Genomic DNA, 13,043 nt, shown 5'->3' with positions numbered 1-13,043 from the left:
TTGTGGAGGGACAGTTCATGCCCCAGGTGCAGCGGGCCGACCGGGTCCGGCAGGTCACGGTGACGGTGGCCCAGGTGTTCTGCGTGCTCGGCACGCTCGTGGGCACGGGGGTGATCGGCGAGCGCGTGCAGGAGTCGTCCGGCGGTGCGCTGGCCGACAACGCGACCCGGCTCGCGCCGGCGGGCCCGGCGTTCTCGATCTGGTCGGTCATCTATGCCGGCCTCGCGGTCTACACGATCTGGCAGTGGCTCCCGGGGCAGACCACCCGCACCCGGCAGCGGCAGGTGGGATGGCTCGCCGCGGCGTCGATGGTGCTGAACGCCACCTGGCTGCTGGTGACCCAGCAGGACTGGATCTGGGCCAGCGTGGGCGTCATCGTGGTGCTCGCCCTCACCCTGGGGGTGCTGGTGCGGCGGCTGACGGTGACCCCCGCGGAGAGCCTGCTCGAGCGGGCCGTCCTGGACGGCACGTTCGGCCTCTACCTCGGCTGGGTCGCCGTGGCGACCTGCGCCAACGTGACGGCAGCCCTCGTCGACTCCGGCGTCGACCCCGCACCGTTCGTGGCGGACCTGGCGGCCGTGGGCGTCCTGGCGGTCGTGGCCGGTCTGGGGGTGCTCTTCGCGCACCGCCTGGGCGGACGGTATGCCGTGGCGGCCGCGATGGCCTGGGGCCTGGGCTGGATCACCGTGGGGCGCCTGACCGACGAGCCGGCCTCGGTGGTGACGGGCGTGGCAGCGGCGGTGACGGCGTTCGTGGTCGTCGCCGCCGCCGCCTGGGTGCGAGCCCGGGCGGGCTCCTCCCCTGGTGCGCCTGCCCGGGCCTGACGCCTGACGGCGCACGACCGTGCTCAGCCGCCGACCGTGACCGGGTCGGGGCGCTCGGCCCGCTCCGGCTCCGTCGGCTGCGTCGCGCGCGGCCAGTAGAAGCGCTCACCCATGGTGAGCGCGATCGCGGGCACCAGGACGGTCCGCACGACCAGCGTGTCGATCAGCACCCCGACGAAGATGATGATGCCCAGCTGGGCCAGCACCACCAGCGGCAGCACACCCAGGGCGGCGAAGACCGCGGCGAGCAGGATGCCGGCGCTGGTGATGACGCCACCGGTCGCCGCCAGGGCTCGCAGGATCCCCCGTCGGGGACCGACGCTGCGCGCCTCCTCGAGCGCCCGGGTGACGAGGAAGATGTTGTAGTCGACACCCAGCGCCACGAGGAAGAGGAAGGCCAGCAGCGGCACTCCCGAGTCCATGGCGGCGAAGCCGAAGACACCGGTGAAGAGCCACCAGGAGATGCCCATGGCGGTCACGTAGGTGAGCAGCACCGTCGAGACGAGGATGACCGGGGCGACGAACGAGCGCAGCAGCCCGAACAGCGCCACGAGCACCAGGCCGAGGATCAGCGGGAGGATCACCGTGCGGTCGCGGGACGAGCCCTCCGCCTCGTCGAGGGCCTCGGCCTCGGTGCCGGTCACGTGGGTCTCGTCCTGGCCCTCGAGCGCGGCGCGGACGGCGATGACCGTGTCGCGGGCCTCGCTGCTGCCGGGGTCGGCACCGAGCACCGCCTCGAAGGTCGTGACGCCCTCCGCCTGGTCGGCCTGGCGCACCGTGTCGACGCCGCCGACACCGGCCACGGCATCCTCGATCTCGGCGAGACGGGTCTCGTCCGTGGTGCGGGTGACCACGACGGTCGGGTCCGCGCTGCCGGCGGGGAAGGACTCGGCCAGGCGGTTGGCCGCGGTGATCGCCTCCGGCTCCTCCAGGAACTGGTCGGAGGTCGACAGGCCGAGGTCGATGCGGAAGACGTTGAGGGCGAGCAGCACCAGCACGGCGAGGGTGCCGGCGATGTAGGCGGGGGGACGCTTGGCGACGGCGTCGCCGATGCGCTTCCAGACCGAGCGGGAGTCGGCCAGGGCGGGCTGCCCCACCCGGGGCACCAGCGGCCAGAAGACCCAGCGGCCGAAGAGCACCAGCACCGCCGGCAGGACGACCAGGGCGAAGCCGGCTGCCATGAGGATGCCGACGGCACAGGCCAGCCCCAGGCCGCGGGTGCTCGGGAAGACCGAGAGCAGGAGGGTGAGCAGACCCAGGAAGACGGTCGAGGAGCTGGCGAAGACGGCCTCCGCGGTGCGGCGCAGCGCCAGGATCATGGCCTCGTTGCGGCTCTCGTGCCGTTTGAGCTCGTCGCGGTAGCGCGAGATGAGCAGCAGCGCGTAGTTGGTGCCGGCACCGAAGACCAGGACCGACAGGATGCCGATGGTCGACTCGTCCCACGGGATGCCGACACGCTCGAGCACGTTGGTGGCCATGATGCCCGCGAAACGGTCGCCGATGCCGACCACGGTGAGCGGGATGACCCACAGGAACGGGCTGCGGTAGGTCACGAGCAGCAGGACGGCCACCACCGAGGCGGTGACGATGAGCAGGTTGACGTCCGCGCCTTCGAAGACCGCGGCCAGGTCGGCCTCGATGGCAGCAGGACCGGTGACCTGGGCGGTGACACCGTCGGGCACCTCTGCCGTGAGGTCGGCCCGGAGCGCGCGCACCTCCTCCGCCGTCTGGGTGGCGGTGGCCGACGGCACGGTGAGCACGCCGAAGGCAGCGGTGCCGTCCTCGCTGGGGACGAGCTCCAGCGGAGGCCCTGGCGGGGCGTCCTCGGGGACCAGCCCCTCGGTCAGCTCCTGCAGGGCGGGCAGCTGCTCCTCGATCCCCTCGTCGCTGGTGAACAGGACGATCGCGGAGGAGCTGTCGTCCTCGGGGAGCTCGTCGAGCAGTGCCACCCCCTCGGTGGAGTCGTAGCCCGCCGGCAGCGAGTCCAGCGGCGAGGGGCTGCGCTCGCCCTCGGGGAAGCCGGTGACGGCGGCGATGCCGATGAGCATGGTCACGAGCGCGACGATCCAGGCAGTGCGCCGCCCGGCGATGAGGTGAGGAATCCTGGTCACGACGCTGATATTACGACGGTCGAACTATCAGACGCATCCGTGCAGGTCAGACGTCTCTCGTCTCCACGATGCCGGCGTTCTCGAGCTCGGACACCCACGTCCGCGCGACCTCCCGTGGGTCGCCGTCGGGAGGTGGGCCCAGCTCGGCCACGAGCGCCGCGGTGACCTCCTCCAGGGACGTCCAGGCGGTGCACCACGAGCGCACCAGCGTGGCCGGGACCGACAGCCGCGAGACCGTGCCGGCGACCAGCACCAGACTCTCGCCGTCACGCTCCAGGACGTCGTGCACGGGCAGCGCGCGGACGCTCGTCACGGGTCGCCCATGATGTCGGCCGCGAGCGGCGCGAGGTCGCGCACCTCGGCATACGTCACCTGCCGCGCACCCCCGGTCGACTCCAGCACGTCGGCCAGCCAGGTGAGCGGCCGGTCGGTGCTCATGAAGCCGGAGGACTCGGGGGTGACCGCCTGCACCGCGTCCAGCGTGGGCAGCAACGTGACCACCGGCGGGCCCTCGTGACCGGCGACGCGGGCCAGCAGCACGAGCCCGGCCACCCGCGCCGGCACCGCCGGCAGGCGCAGCCCGCACGCCCTCGGCGCACGCTCGTCCTTGACCGCGCGACCGGGCACCCGCACCGACACCGGCTTCGCGTAGGCCGCGACGGTGCCGTCGCGGCGGATCCCCACGGTCTCGTCGGACAGGTAGGCGTAGCGCGGCCCGAGCGTGCGGCACAGGGTCGACTTGCCGGTGTTGCCCGGGGCCACCCAGACCGAGGCCGCACCGCTGCGGGCATGGGCCAGCCCCGCAGCGTGCAGCATGAGCAGGGTGCCGCTCTGGGCCGAGATCGCGGCAGCCGTCACCGCGTGGGTCAGCCTCATCATGAGGCGGTCCAGGTCGCTGTCCCGCACCTCGAGGCTCGCCCGCTGGTAGCCGCCCTGCTCGGGTGGGCCCGCACGGAGCTCGACCTCGATCACGACGGCCTCCGGCTCGGGGACCTCACCCGCCCGCAGGGCCAGGTGCCAGGCGGAGTGCACCCGCGCCTGCAGGGTGTCCCGGAGTCCGGGCGACCCGACCAGGACCAGGTCCACGGGCGTGTCCAGGACCCGCAGGGGCACCCGGGTCTCGGAGGGCATGGGCGCCAGTCTAGGCGCGCCTATGCTGGGCGCCATGCTGCCTGAGGCCACCCTCGCCGCCACCCTGGTCACGGCCGTGGTGCTGCTGGTCAGCGGGGTCGCCAAGGTGCTCGACCGTGAGCCGCTGGCCTCCTGGGAGGCCATGGGAGTGCCGGAGGGGCTGCGCCGCCCGGAGCTGGCCCGCGCCCACGCCGGGGCCGAGGTCGCACTCGGGGTGCTGCTGCTCGCCCTGCCGGCTCCGTGGGCCACCGGGGTGGCCGTGCTCGTGGTCCTGCTGTTCGCCGCCTACCTCGTCCTCGTGGCGCGCCTGGTGCGCAGGGGCGAGCAGGTGTCCTGTCACTGCTTCGGTGCCCTGGGGTCCGGCACGGTCGACCGGGGGACGGTCGCGCGCAACGTCGTGCTCCTGCTCGTGGCCGGGCTGGCCGTGCTGGACCTCGCCGTGCAGGGCTGGGTCGCGCCCCGGCTCGGCGAGCAGGCCGGCTGGGTGCTGGCACTCGCCGCGACAGCGGTGGTCACCGTGCTGGTGGTGCGCGGCTCCTCCTCGTCCGTCGAGGAGGTCGACCAGGAGGAGCTCGACGACTACCTGCGTCTGCCCATCCCGGACGTGCCGGTGGTCGACGAGCCCGGCGGCGAGCAGCGCTCCCTGCGCGAGGTGGCCGCCGGGCAGGCGATGCTGCTCCTCCTGCTCTCCAGCGGCTGCGGCTCGTGCAGGCAGGTCACGGCCCGTCTGCCGGAGTGGGTGGAGGCCCTGCCCGGGCTGTCCGTGCGGGTCGTCAGCGGCATCCCGCACGCGCAGACCGTGCAGTTCGAGCCGCAGTGGGAGGGGCTGGTGCTCTACGAGCCGCAGGCCTCGGTGGGCAGGGTGTTCGGGCTCATGGGGCGCCCGGCGGCCGTGCTGCTGGGCGCCGACGGCCTCCTCGCAGGCGGCCCGGTCAAGGGCTACCGCGCCATCGCGCAGTTCGTCGACGACATCCGGGACGAGCTCGACGACGCGGCGCGCTGACGCGCTGCGCCTGCCTACAGTGAGCCATGGGCGACCCCGACCTGCTGGCCCGCGCGGTGGACGAGCTGTATGCCGTCGTGCCGGCCGGCTTCGTCGCCCGGCGCCGGGCCCTCGTCGCGCAGGCACGGGAGGTCGGTGACCGCGACGCGGCCCGGGAGATCGGCGCCCTGCGCAAGCCGACCGCCCCGGCCGACGCCGTCAACCAGGTCGTGCGCGCCGACCATCCGGTCGTCACCGAGCTGCGGGACGTCGCAGGGCGTCTACGGCGCGCGCAGGCCGCTCTCGACGCCGCGGGCCTGGCCGCACTGCGGGGCCCTCGCGACGCGGTGGTGTCCGGTTTCGTGCGAGCGGCCGAGGAGGTCGCGGGGCTGAGTTCGGCCGGCGGCCTGGCCGAGGTGCGCGACACCGTCATCGCGGCCCTCGCCGACGCCGCGGCCGAGGAGGTCGTGTGCTCGGGAGCCCTGACCCGGTCGCTCGGCTACAGCGGGTTCGGGGAGGTCGACGTCTCCGACGCGGTGGCTCGCACCAGCACGGGGGTGCTGCTCACCCGCATCGAGGGCGGACGCGACGACGAGGAGGACGCCGGGCACGGTGGCGAGCCCGACGACGAGGCACCGCGGGACGAGCCCCACGACGCACCTCATGAGAAGGCCTCCGAGGAGGCGCCGGACGACGAGCCCCGGCAGGAGGAGCAGGACGAGGAGGAGCACGACGACGCAGAGCGCGGCGAGGAGCACGGCCCGCCCGGGCCCGACCCTGAGGTGCTGGCCCTGGTCCGCAGTGCAGTGGCCGCTGCCGAGCAGGAGGTGGCGCGCACCCGGGCCGCGGTGGACCAGGCCACCCGGCTGCTCGACCAGGCGCAGCGCCGCGCGCAGTCCGCGGAGGCGGCCTACGAGACGGCGCTGGCCGACCTCGCCGAGCTGGAGCCCGAGGGCGGGTAGTGCTCAGTCCTGCGTGCGCTCGTCGAGCGCGCGGACACCCTTCCAGGCGAGCGGGAAGACCGCGGCAGCGATGGCCCACTTCACCAGGCCACCGATGATGAAGGGGTAGAAGCCGTAGGTCAGCACGGTCTGCAGGTCGCTGATCCCGAGCACGGCGGCGAGGTAGGGCAGGCCGAACAGGAAGGGCACCAGGCTGGCCAGCGCGAACCCGGCGAACGACAGCACCGGACGGCGGTCCCAGTGCCGCTCGGCCAGCCAGCCGATGAGCGCTGCAGCGAAGACGAAGCCGATGATGTAGCCGAACGAGGGCTTCAGCAGCATCGCGGGCCCACCGGTGAGCTCGGAGAACCACGGCACGCCTGCCACGCCGAGCCCGAGGTAGGTCGCCATCGAGGCAGCCCCTCGGCGCATGCCGAGGCTGCCGCCGACGAGCAGCACCCCGAGGGTCTGGCCGGTGACCGACACCGGCCACATCGGGATGCTGACCTGGGCCAGGATGCCCACCGTGAGCGCGCCCACCAGCACCAGGGTGATGTCCGTGGTCAGGCTCCGGCTGAAGAAGCGGTCGGCCAGCACGGGCTGGCGGGCGATGACGGCAGTGCTCACGAGGCAGTCTCCTGGGGCGTCGGGTGGGGTCGTCGGGCGAGGTCTGCGCGTCAGCCTAGCCCTCCGGACACCCCGCGGACACGTGACTGACGGGTAGGTGTCCGGCCGGCGCGGTCCCTAGAGTGACGCAGGTGAGCGAGCACGTGTCCTGCACCGTCACCGACGGCGTCGCCGTGGTGCGCCTGGAGCGTGCGGAGCGGCTCAACGCCCTCACGCTGCCGATGCTGCACGCCCTGGCCGACACGTCGCGGCAGCTGCGCCGCCGACCCGGGCTGCGGGCCGTCGTGCTGCACGGCGCGGGACCGTCCTTCAGCAGCGGGCTGGACATCGCGGCGGTGCTGCCCGACCGCGTGGGCATCGCCCGTTCGTTCGTGCCGTCCCCGTGGCGGGGCACCAACGTCTTCCAGGAGGCGTGCTGGGGCTGGCGTCGCGTGCCGGTGCCGGTGGTGGCGGCCGTGCAGGGGCACTGCTACGGCGGCGGCCTGCAGATCGCCCTCGGAGCCGACCTGCGCCTCACCACGCCCGACGCGCGGTGGTCGGTGATGGAGGGCCGCTGGGGCCTGGTGCCGGACATGGCCGGGGTGCACGCGCTGTCCCAGCTCGTCGGCATCGAGCGGGCCAAGCGGCTGACGTTCGAGGCAGGGGTCGTCAGCGGCGAGGAGGCCGTGCGGATCGGCCTCGCCGGGGAGTGCGTCGAGGACCCGTATGCCGCCGCTCTGGCCTGGACGGAACGGGTGCGGTCCCGCTCCCCGCGGGCACTCGCCGAGGCCAAACGGCTGTTCGAGCGGTCCTGGCACCGTGGCCCGCGCCGCACCTTCGCCCTCGAGCGTGCCGCCCAGCTGCGCCTGCTCGCCCGGGGCGCGGGCAGGCGACGCAGCTGAGCGCTCGGCTCAGCCCCGGAGGTCGACGAGCGTGCTGGCCCGCAGCAGCCGGGGCAGGGTGACCAGGACCAGGCCGCCCACCACGTTGAACAGGGCGACGTGCCAGAACCACTGCAGCCAGCCGGCATACGTCACCCCGTCGGCGCCGACGTGCAGGGCCCCGAAGACGATGAAGGAGTCGAGGACGGAGTGGAACAGGCCCACCCCCACCAGCAGCACCGCCCCGGCCACCGAGGCGACCAGCGTGCCGACCTCGGTGGTGCTTCCGGCCTGCATCCGGGTCATCAGGGTGATGGCCCCGCCGCCCAGCAGGGCCAGGGCGACCGACTCCCAGCCGAAGGACGCCTCCACGTAGTGCAGCGCCTCCTCGGTGAGCGTGCCGTGCAGGTCAGGGAGTGCAGTGACGACGACCCACATCAGGGCCCACCCGGCCACCAGGTTGGTCACCAGGGTGATCGCCCACAGCCTGACCAGCTGCGCCAACGAGCCCTCGCCGGCGAAGATCGCGACGATCGGGTAGAAGAAGCCCTCGGTGAACAGCTCGGAGTGCGCGAGGTAGAGCGCGACGAAGCCGATCGAGAAGCCGAGCGCACCCAGCAGGTGGCTGCCGGTCGCCTGCAGGACGGTGAGGTAGACCATCACCGCGAACGCGATCTCGACGCCGCCCAGCAGCCCCGTGGTGACCATGACCCGGGTGGAGCGGTGCAGACGCTCGCGCCCCTCCAGCACCCCCTCGCCGAAGGACTCCTCGACCTCGGGCTCGACCTCGTCGTCACCGAGGTCGTTGATGGCCGACATCACCGCACGTCCTGCATGGGCAGCGATGCTATGCGACCCCGCCCCGGCCGGACGTCTCGCGCGGCCAGCGCGGCATCGATCGGGTCGATGTCGCCGCCTGCCCACCACCTCCTCGGACACTGCGTCAATGCGTGCCTGCTCACGACCTACCCTGTGACCGGACGTGGCCGCCCGGGCCGCGACGGACTGGAGGACCCATGAGCCTGACCTGGATCGGTCACTACGCCGTCGCTGCGGTGGTGTTCGGCATCCTCGACTTCGTCTGGCTGGGCTACGTCGGCAGGCCGCTCTACGACGAGCGGCTCGGCCACCTCCTCGCGGAGCGTCCCAACGTGGCCGCCGCGGTGATCTTCTACGCCATCTACATCGGCGGCCTCACGTACTTCGTGACGCACCCCGCGATCACGCAGGGCTCCTGGAGCAGGGCGCTCATCGCCGGGGCGGTCTTCGGCTTCGTGGCCTACGCCACCTGGGACCTGACCAACCTGGCCGTGCTCGCCGACTTCCCGTCCTCGATCGTGCCGATCGACATGGCCTGGGGCACGTTCCTCACCGCGACCACGGCGGTCACGACGTATGCCGTGAGCCGGGCGGTCCCCTTCCTGCACTGACCGGTCGTGCAAGGCCGGTCGGAGGGGCGGGTTGGCACCGAGGCACTGCCTACCGCCAGACTGTCCTTGTGAAGATCGGCATCCTGACCAGTGGTGGAGACTGCCCGGGCCTCAACGCGGTGATCCGCGGGGCCGTCATGAAGGGCGACCGGATCTACGGACACACCTTCCTCGGCATCCGGGACGGGTGGCGCGGGCTCGTGATGGACGACATCCGGCCGCTGCCCCGCCAGGACGTGCGCGGCCTGTCCAAGCAGGGCGGCACCATCCTCGGCACCTCGCGCACGAGCCCCTTCGAGCACGGCGGCAGCGAGCGGGTCAAGGAGGTGATGTCCAAGCACGGCATGGACGCGATCATCGCCATCGGCGGCGAGGGCACCCTGACGGTGGCGGGCATGCTGCACCAGGACGGCATCAACATCATCGGAGTGCCCAAGACGATCGACAACGACCTGTCGGCGACCGACTACACCTTCGGCTTCGACACCTCCGTGGCCATCGCGACCGAGTCCATCGACCGTCTGCGCACGACCGGTGAGTCGCACCACCGCTGCATGGTCGTCGAGGTGATGGGTCGCCACGTCGGCTGGATCGCACTGCACGCCGGCCTGGCCGCGGGTGCCCACGCCATCCTCATCCCCGAGGTGCCGGTGAGCATGGAGCGCATCACCGAGTGGGTCAACCAGGCCCGTGACCGCGGCCGTGCGCCGGTCGTCGTCGTGGCCGAGGGCTTCAAGCCCGAAGGCACCGACGAGGCCGTGTCGATCAAGGGGCTGGACGCCTTCGGCCGTCCGCGCCTCGGGGGCATCGGCGACCAGATCACCGCGGAGATCCAGGAGCGCACCGGCATCGAGGCACGGTGCACCGTGCTGGGACACCTGCAGCGCGGCGGCGTGCCCACGGCCTACGACCGTGTGCTGGCGACCCGCTTCGGCACCCACGCCGTGGACACCGTCAGCAACCGCACCTGGGGCACGATGGTCGCCCTCGACGGCATCGACATCCGCACGGTGCCCCTGCGCCAGGCCACCAGCCAGCTCAAGGTCGTGCCGCGACACGCCTACGACGAAGCCGCGATCCTCTTCGGCTGACGCACCGACGCGCCAGAGGGAGGGGTGGCAACGATCGACCAGGACACGTGGTGGAACATCGCCCTCGTGGTGGCCTTCGTCCTGGTCGGCGGGGTCTTCGCCGGCACGGAGATCGCGCTGGTCTCGCTGCGGGAGAGCCAGATCAACCGTCTCGAGCAGCGCAGCAGGCGCGGCGCCCGGGTGGCCTCGCTCGCCCGGGACCCCAACCGGTTCCTGGCCGCAGTCCAGATCGGCGTCACCGTCGCGGGCTTCTTCTCCGCCGCCTACGGCGCCTCCACGCTCGCCCCCGACTTCGTGCCGACCCTCGTGGGGCTCGGGCTGTCCGAGGAGCTGGCCGCGACCCTGTCCCTGGTCGGCCTCACCCTGTGCATCGCCTACCTCTCGCTGGTGCTGGGCGAGCTGGTGCCCAAGCGGTTCGCGCTGCAGCGCAGCGCCGGGGTCGCGCTGCTCGTCGCTCCGGCACTCGACCGTTTCGCCACCCTCATGCGGCCCGTGGTGTGGCTGCTGTCCGTCTCGACCAACACCGTGGTGCGGCTCCTGGGCGGTGACCCGGGCGCGAAGTCGGAGCAGATGAGCGACGAGGAGCTGCGGGACCTCGTCATCGCGCACGAGGGCCTGGCCGAGGACGAGCGCCGCATCCTCACCGACGTCTTCCAGGCCGCCGACCGGTCGCTGCGCGAGGTGATGCGTCCCAGGGGTGAGGTCACGTTCATGCCGGCCCAGCTGACCGTGCGTCACGCCCGTGAGGTCATCCGCGACCGCCCGTACTCCCGCTACCCGGTGACGGGGCGCGACGTGGACGACGTCGTGGGCTTCCTGCACGTGCGCGACCTGCTCGACGCCGACGACACCGCCCGAGTGCGCCAGGTCGCCCGCGACATGCTCCACCTGCCCTCGACCGCCGCCCTGCTGCCGTCCCTGTCCCGGATGCGGCGGGACGGCGCGCACATCGCCGTGGTCGTGGACGAGTACGGCGGCACCGACGGGATCGTGACCCTGGAGGACCTGGTGGAGGAGCTCGTCGGCGACATCCGCGACGAGTACGACCTGCCGGAGCCGGCCGGCGTGCTGCGCGGTGACGGTGCCCTGAGCGTGGACGCCGGCATGACCATCGAGGAGTTCGCCGAGCACACCGGCGTCGAGCTCGACGACGGGCCCTACGAGACGGCGGCGGGGTATGTCGTCAACCACCTCGGTCAGCTGGCGGAGGTCGGGGACCGGGTCGTCGTCGGCGACCACGAGCTCGTCGTGGCCGAGGTCGAGGACCGGCGGATCGCACGCCTCATGGTGCGACCCCTGGGCTACGGTCCGCCCGACGGGCTCACCGGGGCGGAGCCGCGCACTTGACGTCGCGTCAGGTGTGACACGCTGGTCCGTATGACCTCCCTGCGCTCGCCGGTCACGGCGGATGATGTCGACGCGGCGGCCCAGCGGCTGCACGGACGCGTCACGCGCACCCCGCTGACCCGCAGCGAGCGACTCTCGGTCGCCACCGGCGCGCACGTGTGGCTCAAGCGCGAGGACCTGCAGGAGGTGCGGTCCTACAAGAGCCGGGGTGCGACCAACTTCATCGCCCAGCTGTCACCGGCGGAGCAGGACGCCGGCGTCGTCTGCGCGAGCGCCGGCAACCACGCTCAGGGGGTGGCCTTCGCGTGCGCCCAGCTCGGGGTGCGCGCCCGCATCCACCTGCCTCGGACCACCCCGCGGCAGAAGCGCGAGCGCGTGGCGCGCATCGGTGGCGAGTTCGTCGACATCGTCGTCGGCGGGGACACGTATGACGCGGCGGCGTCGGCGGCGTCGGACTATGCGCAGACGACGGGGTGCACGCTGGTGCCCGCCTTCGACCACCCGACCACCATCGCCGGCCAGGGCACCGTGGTGCGCGAGGTCATGGAGGACCTCGCGGAGGCACCCGACGTGGTCGTCGTGCCGGTGGGTGGCGGCGGCCTGCTCGCCGGCGCCTCCACCTACCTGGCCGAGCGCCACCCGCACGTCCGGATCGTGGGGGTCGAACCTGCCGGTGCAGCCAGCATGCAGGCCGCGCTCGCCGCCGGCGGGCCGGTGATGCTGCCGGCGGTCGACCCGTTCGTCGACGGGGCGGCCGTGCGCCGGGTGGGCGACTCGACCTACCCGCTGGTCCGCGCCTCGGGAGCGGAGGTGGTCAGTGTCGACGAGGGCCGGGTGTGTGTCGAGATGCTCGCCCTCTACCAGACCGAGGGCATCGTGGCCGAGCCCGCCGGCGCCCTGTCGACGTCGGTGCTCGACGTGATCGGCATCGAGCCGGGCCAGCGTGTGGTGGCGATCCTGTCGGGGGGCAACAACGACGTGCTGCGCTACCCGGAGGTGATGGAGCGGGCGCTCGTGCACGAGGGCCGCAAGCACTACTTCCTGGTCAACTTCCCGCAGGAGCCGGGAGCCCTGCGACGCTTCCTCTCCGAGGTGCTGGGCCCGGACGACGACATCGCGCTGTTCGAGTACGTCAAGCGCAACAACCGCGAGACCGGGCCGGCACTGGTGGGCATCGAGCTGGGGTCGCGCGAGGACCTCGAGCCCCTGCTCGACCGGATGGCCGCGTCGTCGATGCAGGCCGAGCAGATCCCGCCGGACAGCCCGCTGTTCGGCTTCATCCTCTGAGCGAGGTATGCCGCAGGGACGGTCCGTGCTCTGCGGCGCCAGGCCGCCTCAGCCCCTGGTCCGGTGGGGCTGCAACACTGCCCCCGGCCCCGGGGCAGCTGCCCCGGGGCCGGGGGCAGTCGCCTAGCGTCGCGCGAGCGTCTCGGGCTACCTCCTCGCCACGCTGGGCATCCGGCGCGACGAGGAGGGGCGCTGAAGGCCGGCCCCAGCAGAGGCAGAACGGGTGGCCGGCGGGGTCGGCATACACCTGCAGGCCTCGACGGCGTCGAGGTCGTCCGCAGGCCGAGCAGCAGCCACCCGGGGGGTGACCCACGCCACAGCGTGCCGGGAAGGTGTCGGGACCTTGGTCCCGTGCAGGATCGGCGCGCAGCACGCAGGATGGGACGGCGGCCCCGCGGCCGCACCTGCACAC

At 72.8% G+C, this 13,043-nt stretch carries 13 protein-coding genes; 8 read left to right on the top strand and 5 right to left on the bottom strand.

Translation table 11 applies throughout. The features are described from left to right. Nucleotides 1–17: 17 nt before the first annotated feature. Nucleotides 18–824: a TspO/MBR family protein gene (locus LVO85_RS10000; RefSeq protein ID WP_232747331.1), complete on the top strand. Its 807-nt coding sequence runs from the start codon at nucleotides 18–20 to the stop codon at nucleotides 822–824. A 23-nt stretch (nucleotides 825–847) separates the two neighbouring features. On the opposite strand, the gene LVO85_RS09995 is transcribed toward LVO85_RS10000, so the two are convergent. Genes LVO85_RS09995 through LVO85_RS09985 form a run of 3 tightly spaced genes read right to left on the bottom strand, consistent with a single transcriptional unit; the run spans nucleotide 848 to nucleotide 4,066 of the window. Continuing rightward, the gene (locus LVO85_RS09995) at nucleotides 848–2,935 is read right to left on the bottom strand and encodes an MMPL family transporter (protein WP_232747330.1); all 2,088 of its coding nucleotides are present in this window, start codon (nucleotides 2,933–2,935) and stop codon (nucleotides 848–850) included. A gap of 46 nt (nucleotides 2,936–2,981) precedes the next feature. Continuing rightward, entirely contained in the window at nucleotides 2,982–3,248 is a 267-nt protein-coding gene (locus LVO85_RS09990; protein ID WP_232747329.1) for a hypothetical protein, read from the bottom strand. Further along, the gene (locus LVO85_RS09985; RefSeq protein WP_232747328.1) at nucleotides 3,245–4,066 is read right to left on the bottom strand and encodes a hypothetical protein; all 822 of its coding nucleotides are present in this window, start codon (nucleotides 4,064–4,066) and stop codon (nucleotides 3,245–3,247) included. Before LVO85_RS09985 ends, LVO85_RS09990 begins: the two co-directional genes overlap by 4 nt. A gap of 34 nt (nucleotides 4,067–4,100) precedes the next feature. On the opposite strand from LVO85_RS09985, the gene LVO85_RS09980 reads away from it, so the two are divergent. Together LVO85_RS09980 and LVO85_RS09975 are read left to right on the top strand one after the other, a co-directional pair. Continuing rightward, complete coding sequence (locus LVO85_RS09980; RefSeq protein ID WP_232747327.1) at nucleotides 4,101–5,069, top strand: MauE/DoxX family redox-associated membrane protein; 969 nt, start codon at nucleotides 4,101–4,103, stop codon at nucleotides 5,067–5,069. Nucleotides 5,070–5,095: 26 nt separating this feature from the next. Beyond that, nucleotides 5,096–6,010 carry a hypothetical protein gene (locus LVO85_RS09975; protein ID WP_232747326.1) on the top strand — a complete coding sequence of 305 codons (915 nt, stop codon included), beginning with the start codon at nucleotides 5,096–5,098 and terminating at the stop codon, nucleotides 6,008–6,010. 3 nt (nucleotides 6,011–6,013) lie between these two features. Here LVO85_RS09975 and LVO85_RS09970 read toward each other — a convergent pair whose 3' ends face one another. After that, nucleotides 6,014–6,616 (bottom strand): biotin transporter BioY, encoded by a 603-nt coding sequence (locus tag LVO85_RS09970; protein ID WP_232747325.1) that lies wholly within the window; start codon nucleotides 6,614–6,616, stop codon nucleotides 6,014–6,016. 131 nt (nucleotides 6,617–6,747) lie between these two features. Between LVO85_RS09970 and LVO85_RS09965 the strand changes: the two genes are divergently transcribed. Continuing rightward, nucleotides 6,748–7,497 (top strand): crotonase/enoyl-CoA hydratase family protein, encoded by a 750-nt coding sequence (locus LVO85_RS09965; RefSeq protein WP_232747324.1) that lies wholly within the window; start codon nucleotides 6,748–6,750, stop codon nucleotides 7,495–7,497. A 9-nt stretch (nucleotides 7,498–7,506) separates the two neighbouring features. On the opposite strand, the gene LVO85_RS09960 is transcribed toward LVO85_RS09965, so the two are convergent. Next, complete coding sequence (locus LVO85_RS09960; protein ID WP_232747323.1) at nucleotides 7,507–8,295, bottom strand: formate/nitrite transporter family protein; 789 nt, start codon at nucleotides 8,293–8,295, stop codon at nucleotides 7,507–7,509. Between the two features lie 197 nt (nucleotides 8,296–8,492). Between LVO85_RS09960 and LVO85_RS09955 the strand changes: the two genes are divergently transcribed. The 4 genes from LVO85_RS09955 (at nucleotide 8,493) to ilvA (ending at nucleotide 12,631) form a co-directional block, all read left to right on the top strand. After that, nucleotides 8,493–8,906, top strand: a complete 414-nt coding sequence (locus tag LVO85_RS09955; RefSeq protein ID WP_232747322.1) for a DUF2177 family protein — start codon at nucleotides 8,493–8,495, stop codon at nucleotides 8,904–8,906. A gap of 68 nt (nucleotides 8,907–8,974) precedes the next feature. Then, nucleotides 8,975–9,997: an ATP-dependent 6-phosphofructokinase gene (locus tag LVO85_RS09950; RefSeq protein ID WP_232747321.1), complete on the top strand. Its 1,023-nt coding sequence runs from the start codon at nucleotides 8,975–8,977 to the stop codon at nucleotides 9,995–9,997. A gap of 33 nt (nucleotides 9,998–10,030) precedes the next feature. Beyond that, complete coding sequence (locus LVO85_RS09945; RefSeq protein ID WP_232747376.1) at nucleotides 10,031–11,344, top strand: hemolysin family protein; 1,314 nt, start codon at nucleotides 10,031–10,033, stop codon at nucleotides 11,342–11,344. 30 nt (nucleotides 11,345–11,374) lie between these two features. Then, complete coding sequence (ilvA, locus tag LVO85_RS09940) at nucleotides 11,375–12,631, top strand: threonine ammonia-lyase IlvA (protein WP_232747320.1); 1,257 nt, start codon at nucleotides 11,375–11,377, stop codon at nucleotides 12,629–12,631. Nucleotides 12,632–13,043: the final 412 nt, after the last annotated feature.

The sequence above is a fragment of the Ornithinimicrobium sediminis genome (genome assembly GCF_021272345.1).
In the GTDB taxonomy this organism is placed as follows: Bacteria; Actinomycetota; Actinomycetes; order Actinomycetales; family Dermatophilaceae; genus Ornithinicoccus; species Ornithinicoccus sediminis_B.
The sequence above is the reverse complement of the archived record's forward strand: the minus strand, read 5'-3'. Positions and strand labels throughout refer to the sequence as shown.

Coding starts and splice junctions, on each gene's coding strand:
- LVO85_RS10000 (WP_232747331.1), top strand. CDS start 18: ATGCCCCAGGTGCAGCGGGCCGACCGGGTCCGGCAGGTCACGGTGACG.
- LVO85_RS09975 (WP_232747326.1), top strand. CDS start 5,096: ATGGGCGACCCCGACCTGCTGGCCCGCGCGGTGGACGAGCTGTATGCC.
- LVO85_RS09985 (WP_232747328.1), bottom strand. CDS start 4,066: ATGCCCTCCGAGACCCGGGTGCCCCTGCGGGTCCTGGACACGCCCGTG.
- LVO85_RS09960 (WP_232747323.1), bottom strand. CDS start 8,295: ATGTCGGCCATCAACGACCTCGGTGACGACGAGGTCGAGCCCGAGGTC.
- LVO85_RS09980 (WP_232747327.1), top strand. CDS start 4,101: ATGCTGCCTGAGGCCACCCTCGCCGCCACCCTGGTCACGGCCGTGGTG.
- LVO85_RS09955 (WP_232747322.1), top strand. CDS start 8,493: ATGAGCCTGACCTGGATCGGTCACTACGCCGTCGCTGCGGTGGTGTTC.
- ilvA (WP_232747320.1), top strand. CDS start 11,375: ATGACCTCCCTGCGCTCGCCGGTCACGGCGGATGATGTCGACGCGGCG.